Here is a 16,303-nt window from a genome sequence, read left to right as displayed (position 1 = left end):
TAACCGGGGAAAGTCGATGAATCGAATAGTTCGCTTGGTTACGATCATTTTTGTTGCGTTGTCTTGCATTGCCACTATCCTATCTCAGAGCGTCGAATCAGTTGCAACAACATCTAATTCAGCGATTAAATCTCCAAATCATTTAGAGGTAGCTCAAAACATCGATTTTGCAAAGCACTTTCGAGAGCTAGGGGTTGAAGGTTCAATTCTAATTTACGACTCAAACAACAATCGCAGCTTTCAACACAATCCATCCCGGAATGCAACAGCTTTTTTACCTGGTTCCACCTTCAAAATTCTGAATTCCCTGATTGCGTTGGAAACGGGAGTCATTTCAGATGAAATTGCGGTTTTAACGTGGGACGGCATTCAAAGAAAGCAGCCTGAATGGAATCGGGACTTGAACATGAGAGAAGCAATCAATCTTTCTGCCATTTGGTTTTATCAAGTTTTAGCCCGTCGAGTCGGACACGAGCGGATGCAAAAATGGGTGACTCAAGTCGGATACGGCAATCAAAAAATTGGCAGTAAAGAGGATATTGACAAATTCTGGTTGCGAGGAGAGTTGCGAATCACCCCTGAACAGCAAATTCAGTTTCTCCGTCGTTTTTACAATAATGATTTACCTTTCTCTAAGCGATCGCTCGACCTTGTCAAAAAGATTATGATTCTGGAGAAAACTCCAGACTACACAATTACAGGAAAAACAGGTTGGGTTGGATTTGACGATGGCGTAAAACCCCAAATCGGGTGGTTGGTTGGGTACTTGGAAAGAGGAAAAAATGTTTACTTTTTTGCCACAAATATAGAGATTCGTAAGGATAAAGACGCTTCTGCTCGAATGGAGATAACACGCCGTTGTTTTAAGGATCTGAGATTGTTATAAGTCCAATACGGATGTCCAACGTTTGGACGGAATACTTCACCAACCAATCGTCGTAGGACGCCGTAGTGCTGCATAATAACCGTGGTGCAATGGACTGTTGTAAGCTTTATATCATTGACTCATGATATATGCCGAACACAATAGAAGGACTATAAAACGCTCCTGTTTTAGCCAAAGCTATAATTGCGGTAGCCTCTAGCTGTTTTGCAATACCCCTATGAGCCAAATTCTGACTCTAGAACTGAGCGATCGAGTTTTTAGTTCCATTCAACAACAAGCTAAAAAGATTGGTATCTCTCCAGAACGCCTAGCTGCAATTTTGCTAGAGCAGCAGTTTGATCAAGTTTTCAAATTGCTTCTAACTGAAGCAGAAAAGGAGGTAGCACGAGCAAAATTTGAGCGTCATTTCGGGGAAATCAACCTTGGTTATGCGACAGATGTAGATAACGAGAGCATTGATGCAGATTTAGCTAGAGAGTATGCCAATACGCACGAGGAGGATTAATGCTCCTCGATACTTCTGGGTTGCTTTGTTTGCATTATCAAACCGAGCCTTTTCATACTCAGGCTCGTGCTGTGTACAAGAAAGCTACAGTTCTACTGACTCACAGCTATATCATCGCTGAATATGTTGCCCTAGCAAATGCAAGGCGTTTTCCGCGTTCATTTGTCCTTGATTTTATTGTTGACTTGTTGGATAACCCTGATATAGAAACGGTTTGGGTTGATGAGCCATTGCACCGAGCCGCAGTAGAGCTACTTCTAGTGAGGCAAGACAAAACTTATTCTCTGTGTGATTCAGTTAGCTTTGTGTTAATGCGCCAGCGGGGAATTACTGAGGCACTAACTAGCGATCGCCACTTTGAACAAGAGGGTTTTAGTCGCCTTCTAGTGTAGGGCAAAAATCAATGGTTTCTTTAATCCTTCATTAACAGCAATTTCTCTTCCTAATTGTTCGTCGATAATTAACAGTTCTGGATCTAATTCGAGAGCTAGAGCGATCGCTTCAGATTCGCCACCATCCAACTTCCGCCCGCGTAGCCGCTGCACAGTTGTCGGATCGCCAACAGATTGAACATTAATCCAGGGTTGAGAGGGTACTAATGCTGCTTGAGCATAGATTGTTGCCACTTTTGCTATCTCATCAGCAACAGCCTGTGGAATAGTGATATTGCCATATACTTGCTGAAGCACCAACAGTTGACCGATAGCAGCTAGATTGCTGATGGGTGAGGTATTACAAACAATAGTCATAGCCGCTTTAGGCGTTTGAGGGTGGCAACATCAGCTTTGAGATCTTCAATATCGTAGTGAATGTGGATATCACGGCTGGCAATTAGATGTTGAAACTGGATCAGATTCATTCCCAGTAAATTGCTAGCTTTGCCAATGCTGATTCTCTTTTTCTCAAACAGCATGAGCACGATTTCCTGTAGTAGTTCCTCTTCGGATAGTCCAGAGGCTTGAAGGATATCATCAGGGATTACAACGCTCATGAGGGATTAGTCCGAAATGATAAGTTTTTTTATTTCAGAATAGACAATTGTACTGTAGCCAAGTCTAGCTCTGAATAAGAGATAATATGCTTTTTTTAAGCTCTTAAAATATAGCAGTAAATTTTCTATCACTACTATCTTTAACTTTGCTCAGACCAAATTGGCAGTTGATTCACTTTTTTTAAAGTTAGCTCTACGTACTTGGTTTGACTTTCCCTTACCAATGCTGTACCGAAGTAACCTCCAGTACCATCGTGAGCATGAGGCCCTGTATTTACAACAGTATAACGTCCCTGCTGACGAGCTTGGTTGAAAGGTGAGGCTACTGTTACAGGCCAGCGTGAAGCAAATACAATACTGGTTATGTCCTCAACCCAGTCTCGACTGCCTTGGAGATGGTAAACATGATCAACAGACTCAAAGCCAGTTTCGCCATCAAAGCTACCACCAACAGATACTACAATCAATCGCGCATTTAGCCATTGATCCAAATAGGAGGCTGCGCCCAGAGCAACTTGTACTCCACCGCTAGTGCCAATCAAAATTACCTTCAAGCGTTCTTTTGGGTATTTGGGGATGGGATGGGCGGCATTCATGCGATCGATAATTGCGTTGGCAATTCCCAAGTTATAAACCTCGCCATAGCGATCGTCGGCAGAAATCGCAAATCGCCAAAGATTGCGAATTTTAATGATAATATCTGCATTGGCGAGCCAACCATCAGCATTTTCGGCAGCACGCCATAAAGGAGCCAGTAACCTTTGTCCGCCTAAACTCTCATTTGCAGCAGAATAGGGAAACACATCCGAAACGGCAACACAATTAGGATGAAGTTGCACCAACCTATTCAGAAAAATTTCCTCACCCGGAGTGAGTTGATTGGCAGAAAAATCTCCCACTCCAGATAAGTAAATAATATAACAATCTATATTTGCAGATTTAGCAACTCTGTTTGAGCGATCGCCTGATAGTAATTTCTTGTTCTGGCTACTCTTTAACCCCAAACTTTCAGCGCTTTGACTCAACCACCACACTAAGGTTCCAACAGGAGCAAAGGTTCCCCAAACTAGAAGTATTACTCCTGCTAAAATCAACAGTTTTAAAGTTTCACCTTGCAGCTTTAGCAGTATCCATCCTATGAACTTTAGCATTTGAAATAAATTTTTTACATTTTCAACAAATAAAATACTTTTAAGGAAGTATATGTTAGCTTGTTGTAGCTTATTAAACTTCCTTTTTTTGAGTTCTTCAACTCTCTTTAGCTAGAGGCGCTTAGGCTAGGGACTAGGAACTAGAGGCTAGGGAAGAGAGGTTTTCATGACGAGCGTTGTGGGCAATTGTCCGTGGGAGTCTAGCTAGAAAAATGAGCGGAAATCACAAAAAGTCAAAGCAAGGGTTGTGCAGCACTCTCAAGTACGCTTTAGTTCTGAATGCCGACTTCTACGAAAATGCTCACAATACTGAGCACAATCGTAGATTGGCTTTGACTATTGTAATTTTGGCTGCTGTTTCTCATGCCATAGGTACTGGTGTGATTTTATTAATCAATCGGGCTAGTATTTTGATCTTGATGGTGGGGCTATTAATTGATGCGATCGCTGTTGTGGCGGGATACTATTTTTGGACGTTGACAATTTGGAAAATCGGACAGTGGCTCAAGCCCATCGATCCAACCTACGGCGATTTATTAAGTCCGATTGGCTTTGCCTATGCACCGCAAGTACTAAATTTTTTGACTTTAATTCCTTTGTTGGGAAGACCTATAGAGTTAATATTAGCAGTGTGGAGTCTTTTGGCGGTAATTATAGCAGTGCGTCAAGGATTAGATATTAGCACTCGTCGAGCTATGTTTATTTGTTTAGTGGGTTGGCCATTGATTCAAATTGCGATCGGTTCTGTGCAAATTTTGCAGCAAGAATTGGTAAGATTGTCAAGTTAAAGGTTTGTCCAACTTATTCGGTGCAACATGAGTAAAGATATGCAACGCGAGTTTGCCAACCGCGATGAGTTGGTAGCCTATCTCCGCAAACAATTTCCCCAAGCTGCTGAACGTAGCGATCGCATTAGCGAAACTGTGGGTGGGCGCAAAGCTGCTCAGAAAGCACTGCAAAAAGTAGATCCAGAACGTTACGGGAAAACACGTAATTTTTTCACGGGTGCGGTAACCCGGCTTTCCCCTTACATTCGCTATGGCGTTCTCAGTTTGCGAGAAATTCGAGAGTATGCCCTTGATCGCGTCCAAAATCTAGAGGATGCCACCAAACTAATTAACGAGTTAGGTTGGCGCGATTACTGGCAACGGCTATATGCCAAGATGGGAGATGATATTTGGCAAGATCAAGAAGAATATAAAACAGGTTATACTGTCAACGAATATACACCTGAATTATCAGACGATATCAAACAAGGTATAACAGGCAGAGTTTGCATCGACAGTTTTAGCAAGCAACTAAAAGAAACGGGCTATCTTCACAACCATGCCCGGATGTGGCTGGCAGCTTATATCATCCATTGGCGACGCATTCGCTGGCAAGCCGGAGCTAAATGGTTTCTTGAGCATCTTTTAGATGGCGATCCTGCGAGTAATAATCTTTCATGGCAATGGGTAGCTAGCACCTTTAGTCACAAACCCTATTACTTCAACCGCGAGAATTTAGAGCGCTATACTGCCAGTGTCTACTGTAAGCAATGCCCTCTCTACGGTGATTGTGATTTTGAAGGCAGCTATGAACAATTAGAACAGCGGCTATTTCCCAAAGGTGAATTTGCTAAAAAGCCCAATAGCCAAAGCTGGCAAAAGGGAAAGAAACGGCGTTAAAGGCAGTTTAAAATTCTGTAACCCATGCGATCGCTTGTAGGGTGGGCACTGCTTCACTTTCCTCAAACCCTTCTTTTGACGTTGTGGATAGTGCCTACCTTACTGTTATTGAGAAGGGTGCAATATCTCATACCATTTCACTAAATGAGAGATAAGTACCTATGTATAAATATTTAACCATTTTGCAACACGACTGAAATCGCTGTATTCATTGACTGTTCCCTTGCCTAAATAGATAATTTATTTTGCACGACTACTAATCAACCCTAAAGTGAAACGGTATCAGGCATAGAGCCTGTTTTAGTTTGCCTACATTGTACAAATACTTCTGAAGAAAATTAGCAATTACATTTATATTTTTTATGTATGAAAATACTCTGCCAAGAGTAAAAAATAATATACATTCAGACTCTAAGCGTTAATTTAAAAACATCCTATTGGTAGATTCTTAAAAATTGTCAAGGTTATAGAGTGAGGTACAATTTTTAAGTAATAGCTGTGTCTATAGGATCAGACTACTTACGCTCACAATTGTTATAACTTATAGCAAAAATACCAGAAAGTTATAGATTTTTGTTCAGATAACAGGATTAACCTGTCAATTCTTTTCTATGGAAAAGATAAAAATTAAAGTTCTTCTCGTTGAAGACAACCCCTTTGATGCTGAACTATTACAACAATTATTTATTCGCGCCCACAAACAAGAATGGGAAATAGTAAATGTAGAGCAACTTAGTGAGGCGATCGATGCTTGTACTGGAAAACCTATTTACAGCTGCGATAATTCTTCTCCACTGACGTTAGATCCTGACAGTATTGACGTAGTATTGTTAGATTTGAGTTTACCTGATTCTATGGGTCTAGACACGTTAAAAGAATTTCGGATGGCTGTACCGGATATTGCAGTTGTGGTGCTAACAGGGTTGAATGATGAGAAGATGGCACTGCAAGCAATGGCAGAAGGTGCGCAGGATTATCTTGTTAAAGATGAGATTACGATACAAAGTTTACCGCGTGCGATTCGTTATGCCATCGAACGAGCAGAAATTCTCAAACAGCTAAGGGAAAGTGAGCAGCGTACCCGTGAGGCATTATTAAAAGAACAGGAACTTAACAAACTCAAATCAGATTTTGTGGCAATGATTTCTCACGAGTTTCGTACTCCCATGAGCACTATTTGCACATCTTTAGATTTACTTCAAGCTAGCGATAAACTAACACAAGAATGGAGAGAGCAATTTTTTAGACGCATAGAAAGTGCGTTAAAACAAATGCTGACACTTTTAGATGAAGTGTTATTTCTGAGTAAAAATGAAGTAAGCCAATTTCAATTACAATTGGTGCATTTAAATTTAATGACTTTCTGCTGCCAAATTTTAGAAAGTATAAAATTTCGTGAAAGCAAGAATTATAATATTGAATTTACTTCATCTGGAGAACGTTTTGAAGCGGAGATGGATGAAGAATTATTAGATTCTATTTTAACCAACTTAATTTCTAATGCTATTAAATATTCTCCTTCTGGAAGTACCATACATTTTCATTTAAATTGCCAAGACAATCAGGCAATTTTTCAAATTAAAGATAAAGGAATAGGTATTCCAAAAAAAGACCAAATCCATCTATTTGAAACTTTCTTTCGTGGTAGCAATGTAGGTAAAATACCAGGTACAGGGTTAGGACTTGCAATTGTAAAAAGGTGTGTTGATCTACATCGGGGTTACATTCAAGTAGAAAGTGAAGAAGGTATTGGCACAACGGTAACAGTTACCCTGCCATTACATTACACCTTCTGAATCAATCGTCTTCCCAATAAACCCTGCGGTCTAACTAAGAGCATAATAAACAAAATACCGAAGGCAACGGCATCTTTGTAACCGGAGTATTCGGCTGGAACAAATGCTTCCACCAATCCAATTAGTAAACCTCCCAATACAGCACCGGGAATGCTGCCTAAACCACCCAAGACAATCACTGCTAGTCCCCGCAGCCCAAAAGCAATACCGAAATACGGCCCTGCTATGCTAACACTGGAGGCGACTAAAGTACCTGCCAATCCTGCTAAAAAACTGCTGATAAAAAATGTCAGCACAATAAAGCGATCGCTGTTAATTCCTAACAAACTGGCGGTAGTTGCATCTTCGGCGATCGCCTGCATTGCTTTACCGTATTTAGTGCGGCTAATAAAATAGGTAAGAATGGCGACAAACACCATTGAAACACCAAAAATTACTACCTGCACAGTGCGAATGGGAATCGGATTATCTGGACTACCAAAGTTAATAGCAGGTGGTAAATTACCGTAAGTATCCGCAGGATAGGTATAACTTTCTGCACCTACTAAATACTGTATTAAGTTCACAATCACTACTGCTACACCCAAGCTAGAAACCACCGTTAGCAAGGGATCGGAACCACGCTGGCGCAAAGGTAAAAAAGCAATTCGCTCTACTGCTACTCCAACTATTCCTGCTAAGATGCTTCCCACAATTAAAGCTAAGGGAAATGGTAGTTGTATCGGTAGTACAGCATTTGCTAACAAGCCATTAAATCCAAACCTACCACCCATCAGTGCATAGGTAAAATACGCACCCAAGGTGAAAATTGCACCGTGAGCTAAATTAATGATGCCCAAAATTGAGTAAACCAGGGTGTATCCTAGAGCAAAAATAGCGTAGACGCTACCAATAGATAACCCATTTAAAAATTGTTGCAAAATTAGAGATATATTCATATTGCAACTATTTTAAATATGCAAATTTGCCATCATTGCCATTCTGCTGCATTTTAATTTGGGCAATATAAAACTCTTTTTGAATCACCTCACCTTTTGGTGTAAATGCAATTTCACCTAAGGGAGTATTATATTTTCCTGCTAATAACTCTTTGTTTAACTCTGTGCGCACTTGATTGAGAGGAATAGTGCTAATTTTGGTCTTTTTATCTAAAGATTTTAAAGCATCTACATACACCTGCACCGCTGTAAAAGCTTGGGCACTAAATTGTGGTGGTTCTGTTTTATATTGCTGTAGATAAGCTTGGCGAAATGCTTTATTAATTTCCCCAGGTTGTTCGGGGCTATAGGCTTGGGCAATCATCACGCCATCACAAAAATTCTTACAAACTTTGAAGACATTGGAAGTATTCAAGCCATTACCACCAATAATTATGCCTTTATAACCTAATTCTCGCAATTGCCGCACTAAATTTCCACCATCAGCAGCTAAACCGGAAATAATCACTAAATCTGGTTTTAAATTTAATGCATTGGTGGCTTGAGCTTGAAAATCTGTATCCGTAGTTTGAAACTTTTGTACTGTGACTAAATCCAGCCCTGAATCTTTAACTGTTTTCTGAAAAATCTCTGTTTCAGATTTACTGTATGCATCATTTTGGGCATAGAAAACCGCAACTTTCTTAATGCTTGGGTTCTGTTTAAGCGCTGCCTTAACAGCATTGGGAGCAACCACAGAAATGGGTGCAGATACACGCGCAACATAATCTCCAATTTCTGGAACGCCATTAGCTGTATTTGAGGGGCCAACTACTGGTACTTTAGCGCGATCGGCGATAGGATTGGCACTAAAGGCTTGTTGTGATAAGGTCGGCCCAACAATTCCCACAACCTTATCTTTGTTAATCAATGTTTGAAAAGCATTAATGGCACTGTTTTCGTCACCACCTGCATCTTGGAACACTAATTTAATCGGTGTACCGTTAACACCACCTTGAGCGTTGAAATATTTCTCAGCAATTTTTACCCCACTCACTTGTTCTTGACCAAGTAATGCTACATTGCTAGTCTGTGCGACGGCAATACCGATGGGAATCGAGCCAGATACACCTTGGCTTGTTGATGTGTTGGTATTAGTATTACTATTAGTACCTCCACAGGCTGATAGCAATACAGCGTAAGCAGCTAATAATGCGGTTGTGCAAGCAGTAATTTTTTTCATAAACGCTCCTTTAATCATATTTATTTGACCATATATAGGTAAAAATTAGATGCATTAGCCTGAACTTGACTTTTCTTATCTTTTATATTTCAGTTTTACTTTAGTGGAATTAACTCAGTAGTGTAGCAAGCGATCGCAGCGGTTTTGTTGCACGCACTTGTTAATTTATATGGCACATCCGTTCACAAGACGATCGCAACCAGTGTTTTAGGTATTCGTTTCTCAGTAGTTCATTAACGAGTGCATCTTTACACATCGCACAGTGTGGGGGAAAAATTATCTCTACACCCTACCCCCTGTTCAATTTTCCCTTTGTTGATAGCCAGTAGGTGACTGGCTTTTTTAGTGAGGATTCGCTAAACTCACAAAATTAAATTAGTAGCTGTTAACTATAAATTAGCAACCACCAAAAGACTAGGATACGGATGTGGAAAAAAAATTTAATTTTATAAATAGACTGCGGCTTGGCTTGGCTGTGTCAGTAGCTAAAAGCGTAACTTTGATGGTGCGATCGCTACGTTTGGGTGCGGCGTCAGTTTTACCTGGTTCGCTCGCGCGTCGCATAGAACCGCGTCTGTTGCAATTATTGAGTCAGCAAGTTAAAAACGGAATCATTCTCGTTGCTGGTACTAATGGTAAAACTACTACATCGCTGTTTTTGCGCGAGATATTGGAACGCCAAGGCTATTGCGTTGCTCACAATGCCACAGGTGCGAATCTAGAAAATGGCTTGATGACAGCGTTAATGGAAAGTAGCAACCTTGTAGGAAAGTTGGATGTAGATTACGCCATTTTAGAAGTTGATGAAAATATCCTGCCCAGGGTGTTGGCACCAATTCAACCCAAGCTCATTCTCTGTTTAAACTTATTTCGCGATCAACTAGATAGGTATGGAGAAGTAGACACCATCAGCAAGCGCTGGGCACGTGCGATCGCAACTCTTCCCCCTGAAACTATCATCGTTGCTAATGCAGACGATCCGACAATTTGCCATCTTGGGCAGCAGTTATCCCAGCAGCGAGTCTCGTTTTTTGGTTTAAACGAACCAGAACACTATCTAGAAGCAATTCCCCATGCTGTCGATTCTATCTACTGTCCTAAATGCGGACACGCCTTAAACTACAAAGGTGTTTATTTATCTCATATGGGTGAATATACCTGTCCAAGTTGTGGCTTTACTAGAAGCGAACCAACTCTTAATAGTGCCACATGGCCGCAAATTCTGATTGGCTTGTATAACAAATACAATACTTTAGCAGCTGCTACTGCTGCCATAGAATTGGGAATTAATGAAGCTACTATCCGTGAAACTATACCAAACTTCCAACCAGCTTTTGGTCGTGCTGAAGAGTTGAAAATTAACGGTAAGCAGGTACGGATTTTATTATCAAAAAATCCTGTGGGTACTAATGAAACAATTAGAGTCGTTACCCAAAGCAGCGACAAAACAACACTCTTAGTATTAAACGATCGCATTCAAGATGGAGAAGACGTATCCTGGATTTGGGATGTAGATACAGAAAAATTAGTTGAACGGGGAGGAACTTTAGTAGTAAGTGGCGATCGCGTCTATGATATGGCGCTACGTCTGCATTACAGCCAAAAGACTGCCGAGAGTAATTTCAATTTGATTGTCGAAGAAGATTTACGCCAAGCTCTAGCGATCGCCTTAGAACATACACCAGATAACGAAACTTTACATATCTTGCCTACTTACACAGCCATGCTAGATGTGCGAGAAGCACTAACAGGTAAGAAAATTCGATAGGGCTAATGGCTAATAGCTAATGGCTAATCTTATTTTTACCATTAACAATTAACCATTAACTATTAGCTATTACTTATTGCAATTTCACTGCTGCTCGCTGTAATGGTAAAACCTCTTCCAAGGTTAATTCGTGGTCAGAAGTGAGATGACTGTTACAACAAATTGTACTAAAAAATACAGATTGACCGACTAATTTGGAAAAATATTTTTCTAGCAGTAATCTTGAGGTAATATCTCCTAATAAATCAGAAAGGTCTTTTGTAAGTTGATCCCTATCGTCACGGTGCACCATTCTAAATTTAAAAGGTGTTTTACCAACTAATTCCTTAACAGCAGCATCGAATTTATCTGACTTGTTCTGAACGTATGCCCAAGATACTTCCTCTAAAAATGCCCAAGCTTCTGGAAAAATCTCCCGAATTTTTTCTAGATGATTCTCACTTTGGTAGACTAACGTTGCAGTTTTACAATCCATGTGAAATTCCCTGGTCGTGAAATCAATCTACTGCTATCTGTAGTTTGTAGATATACAGAAAGCGTTTTACTCATAGTGACATACTTTGTCAAAATTACAAACTATAATATTAGGGTTTCTTTATTTTTGATCAAACTTAACTATGGATAATTAATTACAAATTTAAAAGAAAATAGTTAAGAAAAATAAGGTTTATTTTATTTATGATGTAAAACGAGAGCAGATTTGAAATTTTAGTTTAGAAAAGTTTATGAATAGTGAGGAATTATGAGTAATCAGCAAATTGAATTAACTATTGGTTGGTTGTATCCAACCCTGATGAGTACCTATGGCGATCGCGGCAATGTCATTGTCTTAGAACGCCGTTGTTTGTGGCGTGGGTACAATGTTAAGGTGCTGCCTCTAGATCGGAATGCGACAGCAGATGATATACGTTCGGTAGATTTAATCGTCGGCGGTGGCGCACAAGATCGTCAACAAGAAATCGTCATGCGCGACTTGCAAGGTGCAAAAGCAGAAGCAATGCGGGAGAAAATCGAAAATGGTACTCCTGGCGTGTTTACTTGCGGCTCACCCCAATTACTAGGGCACTATTACGAACCAGGCTTTGGACAACGCATTCAAGGCTTGGGAATATTGGATATTGTATCAGTGCATCCAGGGGAAAATGTCCGGCGCTGTATTGGGAATTTGGTTGTGGAAGTGACAGCTTCTCGTCTAGTGCAGGATTTGAAAAAAATGCTAGGCGGTGCGACACCTTACTTGATTGGATTTGAAAATCACGGCGGACGTACTAAATTAGGAAAAGTAGAAGCACTAGGACGTGTGGTTTACGGCTTGGGCAACAATGGTGAAGATGGCACAGAAGGGGTATTTTATCAGAATGCCATTGCTACCTATTCTCACGGGCCGCTGTTGCCAAAAAATCCTTTTGTAGCAGATTGGTTAATTCAAACTGCATTGCGATTAAAGTATCAACAAGCGATCGCGCTGTCACCTTTAGATGATACCTTGGCAATGCAAGGACGGGAAGCAATGTTTAAGCGATTGAAAGTTAGTGTGGCAACACCTGCTGCGGCTAAGGTTTAAACCCCTGGCTCATAGCTGAAGTCCGTTAAAACGGACTACAAATCCTATTTTAATTAGTTGTAATGATAAGAATTACTTCTGGTAAACTGACGGGGCATCATCTTGGTGTTTCACGATTTCTAAAGATGGAATAGCTGTTTGCTGTAAGTGATGTGTTTTTTGATTGTGTACATAAGCGATCGCTTGATCTAGTTGCTTACTTCCCAAAGAAAATACACCATATCCCTCTTGCCATGCAAATTTATGATAATTAGGGAATAAAGTGTGATTTATATAATGGGAGCTACTACCTTTTATATTTTTGACAAAACCAGCAATAGATATACGAGGAGGAATAGAAACCACTAGATGAACATGATCTTCCATGCCACCTATAGCATGAACAATACTACTATTACTGTCGGCTTTACCGATAATATAATGGTAAAGAGAATCTTCTAATTCAAGTTTTATTAAAGGTAAACGTTCTTTTGTAGCCCAAACTAGATGATAGTATACTCGCCAAAGTGCCATTAATTTTTGATTTAATGAAGATTGATTTTTGCTTTTTGTAAATATTATCTATCAGGTATTAACAATATCTATTTTCTAGTTAAAGCTCTTTTAAAATGAATGACTACAACATACATAGAAAACCATCCTAGTCCATTTTAATAGACTTTAGCTATCAGCCAAGAACTTAAAGTTCCTGGCGTATTGACAATATGATTTAAATTAAATATTAAACTTTTTCTTTAATTTCCTCTTCAATTAAATTTACTTGCTTTAAAAATAACGGGATTGCAAAATTTATTGATTCCACCATTTTATAGATAAGTTAGTATCTATCTATAAACTAAGATAGAGATTTATTGTCAAAACTACTATGGGAAATGTACTGAATATTAAATCAAAAATTTAGATTACTATTTTGCACTTCTTTTTTGTCAAATCAAATCTTCCAGCTTACCCCTAAAACGCCTGGAAATAAATTTCCAGGCTTATAGTTCAAGTCAGTTAAAACTGACTTTAGCTTTTAGCCAAGAAATTTATTTCTTGGCGGACAATAGCCTAGATGCAATATGTGATTCAAACTAATTTTGAATAACAGACTTTGTAAAAAGATTAAACTTCACCACAACATTGCCATCAATACCACATCCATTGCTAAAACAGAATTGTCCTAACAATACAAAAATATGCTACCTAAATGGTTTTTGCTCCACTGGCGACTTCTATTGTGGTTACTACCATTAAGCGCAATCATAACAACCCTGGGGCTGAACTTTTATGTCAAGACAGTTACTAGTAGCCATCGCTACACAAACCCAACAGAAGTTCCGGTACAGCGCGTTGCTATTGTCTTAGGTGCAGGAGTTTACCCAGATGGTACGCCATCACCAATGTTAAGCGATCGCATCACAGCTGCTGTTGAACTTTACAAGTTGGGGCGAGTGCAAAAACTATTGATGACTGGTGACAATAGCAGCGATGACTACGATGAAGTGACGGTGATGCAGCGTTACGCCACAGAACGAGGTGTACCAGTTGAAGATGTTACCCTTGATTATGCGGGTTTTAGCACCTATGAAAGTTGTTATCGCGCTAAAGAAATTTTTGGTGTTGAACAAGCAGTTTTAGTTACTCAGAGCTTTCATTTACCTCGTGCAGTTTACACTTGCCGTCAGTTGGGTGTAGATGCGATCGCTCTCGGAACACCAGACTGGGAAAGTTATCGTCCTCAAACAATCATGTACTATAATCTGCGTGAGGTGATATCTACTCTTAAGGCATTGTGGGAAGTTCATGTTACTCGTCCCTTGCCAACTTTTCTTGGGCCTTTTGAAGGAATTAAATAGAAGGCAGAAGGTAAAAGACTATTTTGCTTTATTTTGCTGTCCAGGAAGTTTACTTAGATAACAATGGCACTCAGGTTTATCAATTACTGACTCAACCAGAGCATTCAAGGCTGTAGCTGCTAACAAACCTCCTCCCAAAGTTCCTTCAATTGTAATCCAAGCAATACTTGTTTGCATCAGCTGTCGTTTGGCTGCGGGAGCATGACTAAAGCCAATGGGCATACCAATTACCAATGCAGGTTGAATTTGCTGCTCGGCGATCGCTTCACAAATTGCCAGCAACACTGAAGGCGCATAGCCTACTATCAGCACGCAACCTTTTTCGAGTTGCTGTAATTTTTCTCGCCATTTCCGCTCCTGCCAAAAAGCAAGTTCTGCTTCTTTTGCTGTGGTGATATGCGGATTGTCAATCAAAGTTTCAATCCGGCATCCCAGATGAATTAATCGTGTTTGATCCAAGGCACCTGCAACTGTAGAAATGTCTGCAATAATTGGACATCCTGACTTAAAAGCTTCCCGGCTGGCAGCGATCGCCTCAGGATGCAACCTGACAAAAGACGCTAAACTCACATCTCCACAAGCCAACACCAGCTTTGATATTAAGTCTTGTTCGATGACAGGGCGATCACACAGATCCGGTAGTAAATATTGTAGTGATTCATGAAAATCTTCTGGATGAGCGTGAACGTTAGCATCCAAGCCACTCCAGAGTTTTTCTAACTGCCCTACTCCCACCTTAGTTTCTACTTCCAGTAACTTGAGTTGTGCTAGTACTTCAGCTTGTATAAGTTGGCAATTGCGATCGCGCCCCAATAAACTTTCTAGTGCAGAAGCAGTTTGCCGTAGTTGGGACATTTGTTGCATAACTGCTCGATATTGCTGCTGTAAAGACGCAATTAATCGCGTTTCTATAGTTGTGTCTGCTTCTAGCTCCACAGCTAGAATGTGGCGAATATGGTTCAGTTGGAAGCCTTGTTGTTTGAGCGCTACAATCCGTTGCAATCGATTTACATCTGTTTGAGTGTAGAGGCGGTAGTTGCCAGGCGATCGCATTGGTTGAGGTAATAATCCTAATTGATGGTAATGACGTACCATCCGGGGTGTTATTCCACCTCCAACCGCCTCAGTTAGTTCTTTAATAGTTAAGCAACGAGCTTTCATCTTCCTCAAGTTATAAGATTAATCAATTGTATTATTAACAACTTTTCAATCGAAATTAGTTGGGAATTCGTTGAACAAATCAACTGATCTAAATGAGTTACTCAAATGAAACAAAATATTTTTCTCTTCAAAAATTGAATTTTTTTATGTATTTGCTGGTTTTACAAAAGTCACTTAAAAAGTTATGATCAAGTGATGAAAAAAAGTGTTGTCGCTATTTTGCACTCAAAAAATGTTGCATTTGTGTTTGAGCGAAAGTCTCAATTGAATATAATCGGTTTTGCTGGAAACTCCAAAAACAGAACGTAAAATAGGTAAACGTTCTGACTTCTAGTTACAGACTCTATCCTACGTTCATATGTACTTCATGTATACGAGAACCGCTATAATTAATTTTGACATCCTTTTAATTTAATAAAATTAAATTCCAGCACTGGCAAAGTTGAGTGCAAGCCTTTGCTAGAGCACTTTTTAACTGCTAATCACAACAATGTCTAGATTGGAAAGAGGGGTTAAACCAAACACATATAACCAGATAACATCGTTTAAGCTGAAAATAACTCTCCGGTTCAATCTTGAAAAAGTTTTTCTAGAAGCTGGAGCAGCGTGTGTGAGGTAAGTTTTGAACAACCTTAGCTCTACTCCAAAGATTGCAAAGGAAATTTAGTCTGAGTCATAGTATCAAGCACCAATAGCCCACTAGGGAGCTAGGGCTACACTAGCTCCTAGCAGGACTTTCTCCCTACTGACCATCCAGTTCGTTCAGGAGACAAGTATTATTATGACCTTTTGTTTTGACGTTGATTATCCTAATGC

17 protein-coding genes are annotated in these 16,303 nt (G+C 39.9%); 9 read left to right on the top strand and 8 right to left on the bottom strand.

Features of this window, described 5'->3' with window-relative positions; translation table 11 throughout:
* The first annotated feature begins 16 nt into the window (after positions 1-16).
* From blaOXA to UYC_RS0110130, 3 genes are all read left to right on the top strand, one after another.
* Positions 17-886, top strand: a complete 870-nt coding sequence (blaOXA, locus tag UYC_RS0110140) for a class D beta-lactamase (protein WP_016877049.1) — start codon at positions 17-19, stop codon at positions 884-886.
* A gap of 217 nt (positions 887-1,103) precedes the next feature.
* Positions 1,104-1,391: a hypothetical protein gene (locus UYC_RS0110135; RefSeq protein WP_016877050.1), complete on the top strand. Its 288-nt coding sequence runs from the start codon at positions 1,104-1,106 to the stop codon at positions 1,389-1,391.
* Complete coding sequence (locus UYC_RS0110130) at positions 1,391-1,783, top strand: type II toxin-antitoxin system VapC family toxin (RefSeq protein ID WP_016877051.1); 393 nt, start codon at positions 1,391-1,393, stop codon at positions 1,781-1,783. Before UYC_RS0110135 ends, UYC_RS0110130 begins: the two co-directional genes overlap by 1 nt.
* Here the strand turns inward: UYC_RS0110130 and UYC_RS0110125 are convergent.
* The 3 genes from UYC_RS0110125 to UYC_RS0110115 form a co-directional block, all read right to left on the bottom strand.
* A complete protein-coding gene (locus tag UYC_RS0110125) occupies positions 1,775-2,140 on the bottom strand; it encodes a PIN domain-containing protein (RefSeq protein ID WP_016877052.1) in 366 nt (121 codons plus the stop codon). The genes UYC_RS0110130 and UYC_RS0110125 overlap by 9 nt on opposite strands.
* Complete coding sequence (locus UYC_RS0110120; RefSeq protein WP_016877053.1) at positions 2,137-2,382, bottom strand: UPF0175 family protein; 246 nt, start codon at positions 2,380-2,382, stop codon at positions 2,137-2,139. The genes UYC_RS0110125 and UYC_RS0110120 overlap by 4 nt, the downstream gene beginning before the upstream one ends.
* Before the next feature lie 140 nt (positions 2,383-2,522).
* Complete coding sequence (locus tag UYC_RS0110115) at positions 2,523-3,533, bottom strand: hypothetical protein (protein ID WP_016877054.1); 1,011 nt, start codon at positions 3,531-3,533, stop codon at positions 2,523-2,525.
* Positions 3,534-3,745: 212 nt separating this feature from the next.
* Here UYC_RS0110115 and UYC_RS0110110 point away from each other — a divergent pair, with 212 nt between their 5' ends.
* From UYC_RS0110110 to UYC_RS0110100, 3 genes are all read left to right on the top strand, one after another.
* A complete protein-coding gene (locus tag UYC_RS0110110; protein WP_016877055.1) occupies positions 3,746-4,321 on the top strand; it encodes a Yip1 family protein in 576 nt (191 codons plus the stop codon).
* 27 nt (positions 4,322-4,348) lie between these two features.
* On the top strand, positions 4,349-5,200 hold the full coding sequence (locus UYC_RS0110105; RefSeq protein ID WP_016877056.1) for an FAD-binding domain-containing protein: 852 nt from the start codon (positions 4,349-4,351) through the stop codon (positions 5,198-5,200).
* A 611-nt stretch (positions 5,201-5,811) separates the two neighbouring features.
* On the top strand, positions 5,812-6,996 hold the full coding sequence (locus UYC_RS0110100) for an ATP-binding response regulator (protein WP_016877057.1): 1,185 nt from the start codon (positions 5,812-5,814) through the stop codon (positions 6,994-6,996).
* Here the strand turns inward: UYC_RS0110100 and UYC_RS0110095 are convergent.
* The gene (locus tag UYC_RS0110095; protein ID WP_016877058.1) at positions 6,984-7,934 is read right to left on the bottom strand and encodes a branched-chain amino acid ABC transporter permease; all 951 of its coding nucleotides are present in this window, start codon (positions 7,932-7,934) and stop codon (positions 6,984-6,986) included. The two genes, UYC_RS0110100 and UYC_RS0110095, sit on opposite strands and share 13 nt — an antisense overlap.
* Positions 7,935-7,941: 7 nt before the next feature.
* Positions 7,942-9,156: an ABC transporter substrate-binding protein gene (locus UYC_RS0110090; protein ID WP_016879505.1), complete on the bottom strand. Its 1,215-nt coding sequence runs from the start codon at positions 9,154-9,156 to the stop codon at positions 7,942-7,944.
* A gap of 427 nt (positions 9,157-9,583) precedes the next feature.
* Here UYC_RS0110090 and UYC_RS0110085 point away from each other — a divergent pair, with 427 nt between their 5' ends.
* Positions 9,584-10,924, top strand: a complete 1,341-nt coding sequence (locus tag UYC_RS0110085) for a Mur ligase family protein (RefSeq protein WP_016877060.1) — start codon at positions 9,584-9,586, stop codon at positions 10,922-10,924.
* Between the two features lie 73 nt (positions 10,925-10,997).
* Here UYC_RS0110085 and UYC_RS0110080 read toward each other — a convergent pair whose 3' ends face one another.
* Entirely contained in the window at positions 10,998-11,399 is a 402-nt protein-coding gene (locus UYC_RS0110080) for a hypothetical protein (protein WP_016877062.1), read from the bottom strand.
* A gap of 267 nt (positions 11,400-11,666) precedes the next feature.
* On the opposite strand from UYC_RS0110080, the gene UYC_RS0110075 reads away from it, so the two are divergent.
* A complete protein-coding gene (locus UYC_RS0110075) occupies positions 11,667-12,488 on the top strand; it encodes a type 1 glutamine amidotransferase (RefSeq protein WP_016877063.1) in 822 nt (273 codons plus the stop codon).
* A gap of 72 nt (positions 12,489-12,560) precedes the next feature.
* On the opposite strand, the gene tnpA is transcribed toward UYC_RS0110075, so the two are convergent.
* Positions 12,561-13,001: an IS200/IS605 family transposase gene (gene tnpA / locus UYC_RS0110070; RefSeq protein ID WP_016877064.1), complete on the bottom strand. Its 441-nt coding sequence runs from the start codon at positions 12,999-13,001 to the stop codon at positions 12,561-12,563.
* A 665-nt stretch (positions 13,002-13,666) separates the two neighbouring features.
* Here tnpA and UYC_RS0110065 point away from each other — a divergent pair.
* Positions 13,667-14,326, top strand: coding sequence for a SanA/YdcF family protein (locus UYC_RS0110065; protein ID WP_016877065.1), 660 nt, complete (start codon positions 13,667-13,669; stop codon positions 14,324-14,326).
* An 18-nt stretch (positions 14,327-14,344) separates the two neighbouring features.
* On the opposite strand, the gene UYC_RS0110060 is transcribed toward UYC_RS0110065, so the two are convergent.
* Entirely contained in the window at positions 14,345-15,487 is a 1,143-nt protein-coding gene (locus tag UYC_RS0110060; protein ID WP_016877066.1) for a precorrin-8X methylmutase, read from the bottom strand.
* Positions 15,488-16,303 lie beyond the last annotated feature (816 nt).

Source organism: Chlorogloeopsis fritschii PCC 6912 (genome assembly GCF_000317285.1).
Taxonomy (GTDB): Bacteria; Cyanobacteriota; Cyanobacteriia; order Cyanobacteriales; family Nostocaceae; genus Chlorogloeopsis; species Chlorogloeopsis fritschii.
The sequence above is the reverse complement of the archived record's forward strand: the minus strand, read 5'-3'. Positions and strand labels throughout refer to the sequence as shown.

Coding starts and splice junctions, on each gene's coding strand:
- UYC_RS0110115 (WP_016877054.1), bottom strand. CDS start 3,533: ATGCTAAAGTTCATAGGATGGATACTGCTAAAGCTGCAAGGTGAAACT.
- UYC_RS0110110 (WP_016877055.1), top strand. CDS start 3,746: ATGAGCGGAAATCACAAAAAGTCAAAGCAAGGGTTGTGCAGCACTCTC.
- UYC_RS0110125 (WP_016877052.1), bottom strand. CDS start 2,140: ATGACTATTGTTTGTAATACCTCACCCATCAGCAATCTAGCTGCTATC.
- UYC_RS0110065 (WP_016877065.1), top strand. CDS start 13,667: ATGCTACCTAAATGGTTTTTGCTCCACTGGCGACTTCTATTGTGGTTA.
- UYC_RS0110135 (WP_016877050.1), top strand. CDS start 1,104: ATGAGCCAAATTCTGACTCTAGAACTGAGCGATCGAGTTTTTAGTTCC.
- blaOXA (WP_016877049.1), top strand. CDS start 17: ATGAATCGAATAGTTCGCTTGGTTACGATCATTTTTGTTGCGTTGTCT.
- UYC_RS0110080 (WP_016877062.1), bottom strand. CDS start 11,399: ATGGATTGTAAAACTGCAACGTTAGTCTACCAAAGTGAGAATCATCTA.
- UYC_RS0110130 (WP_016877051.1), top strand. CDS start 1,391: ATGCTCCTCGATACTTCTGGGTTGCTTTGTTTGCATTATCAAACCGAG.
- UYC_RS0110060 (WP_016877066.1), bottom strand. CDS start 15,487: ATGAAAGCTCGTTGCTTAACTATTAAAGAACTAACTGAGGCGGTTGGA.
- UYC_RS0110075 (WP_016877063.1), top strand. CDS start 11,667: ATGAGTAATCAGCAAATTGAATTAACTATTGGTTGGTTGTATCCAACC.
- UYC_RS0110120 (WP_016877053.1), bottom strand. CDS start 2,382: ATGAGCGTTGTAATCCCTGATGATATCCTTCAAGCCTCTGGACTATCC.
- tnpA (WP_016877064.1), bottom strand. CDS start 13,001: ATGGCACTTTGGCGAGTATACTATCATCTAGTTTGGGCTACAAAAGAA.
- UYC_RS0110095 (WP_016877058.1), bottom strand. CDS start 7,934: ATGAATATATCTCTAATTTTGCAACAATTTTTAAATGGGTTATCTATT.
- UYC_RS0110105 (WP_016877056.1), top strand. CDS start 4,349: ATGAGTAAAGATATGCAACGCGAGTTTGCCAACCGCGATGAGTTGGTA.
- UYC_RS0110100 (WP_016877057.1), top strand. CDS start 5,812: ATGGAAAAGATAAAAATTAAAGTTCTTCTCGTTGAAGACAACCCCTTT.
- UYC_RS0110090 (WP_016879505.1), bottom strand. CDS start 9,156: ATGAAAAAAATTACTGCTTGCACAACCGCATTATTAGCTGCTTACGCT.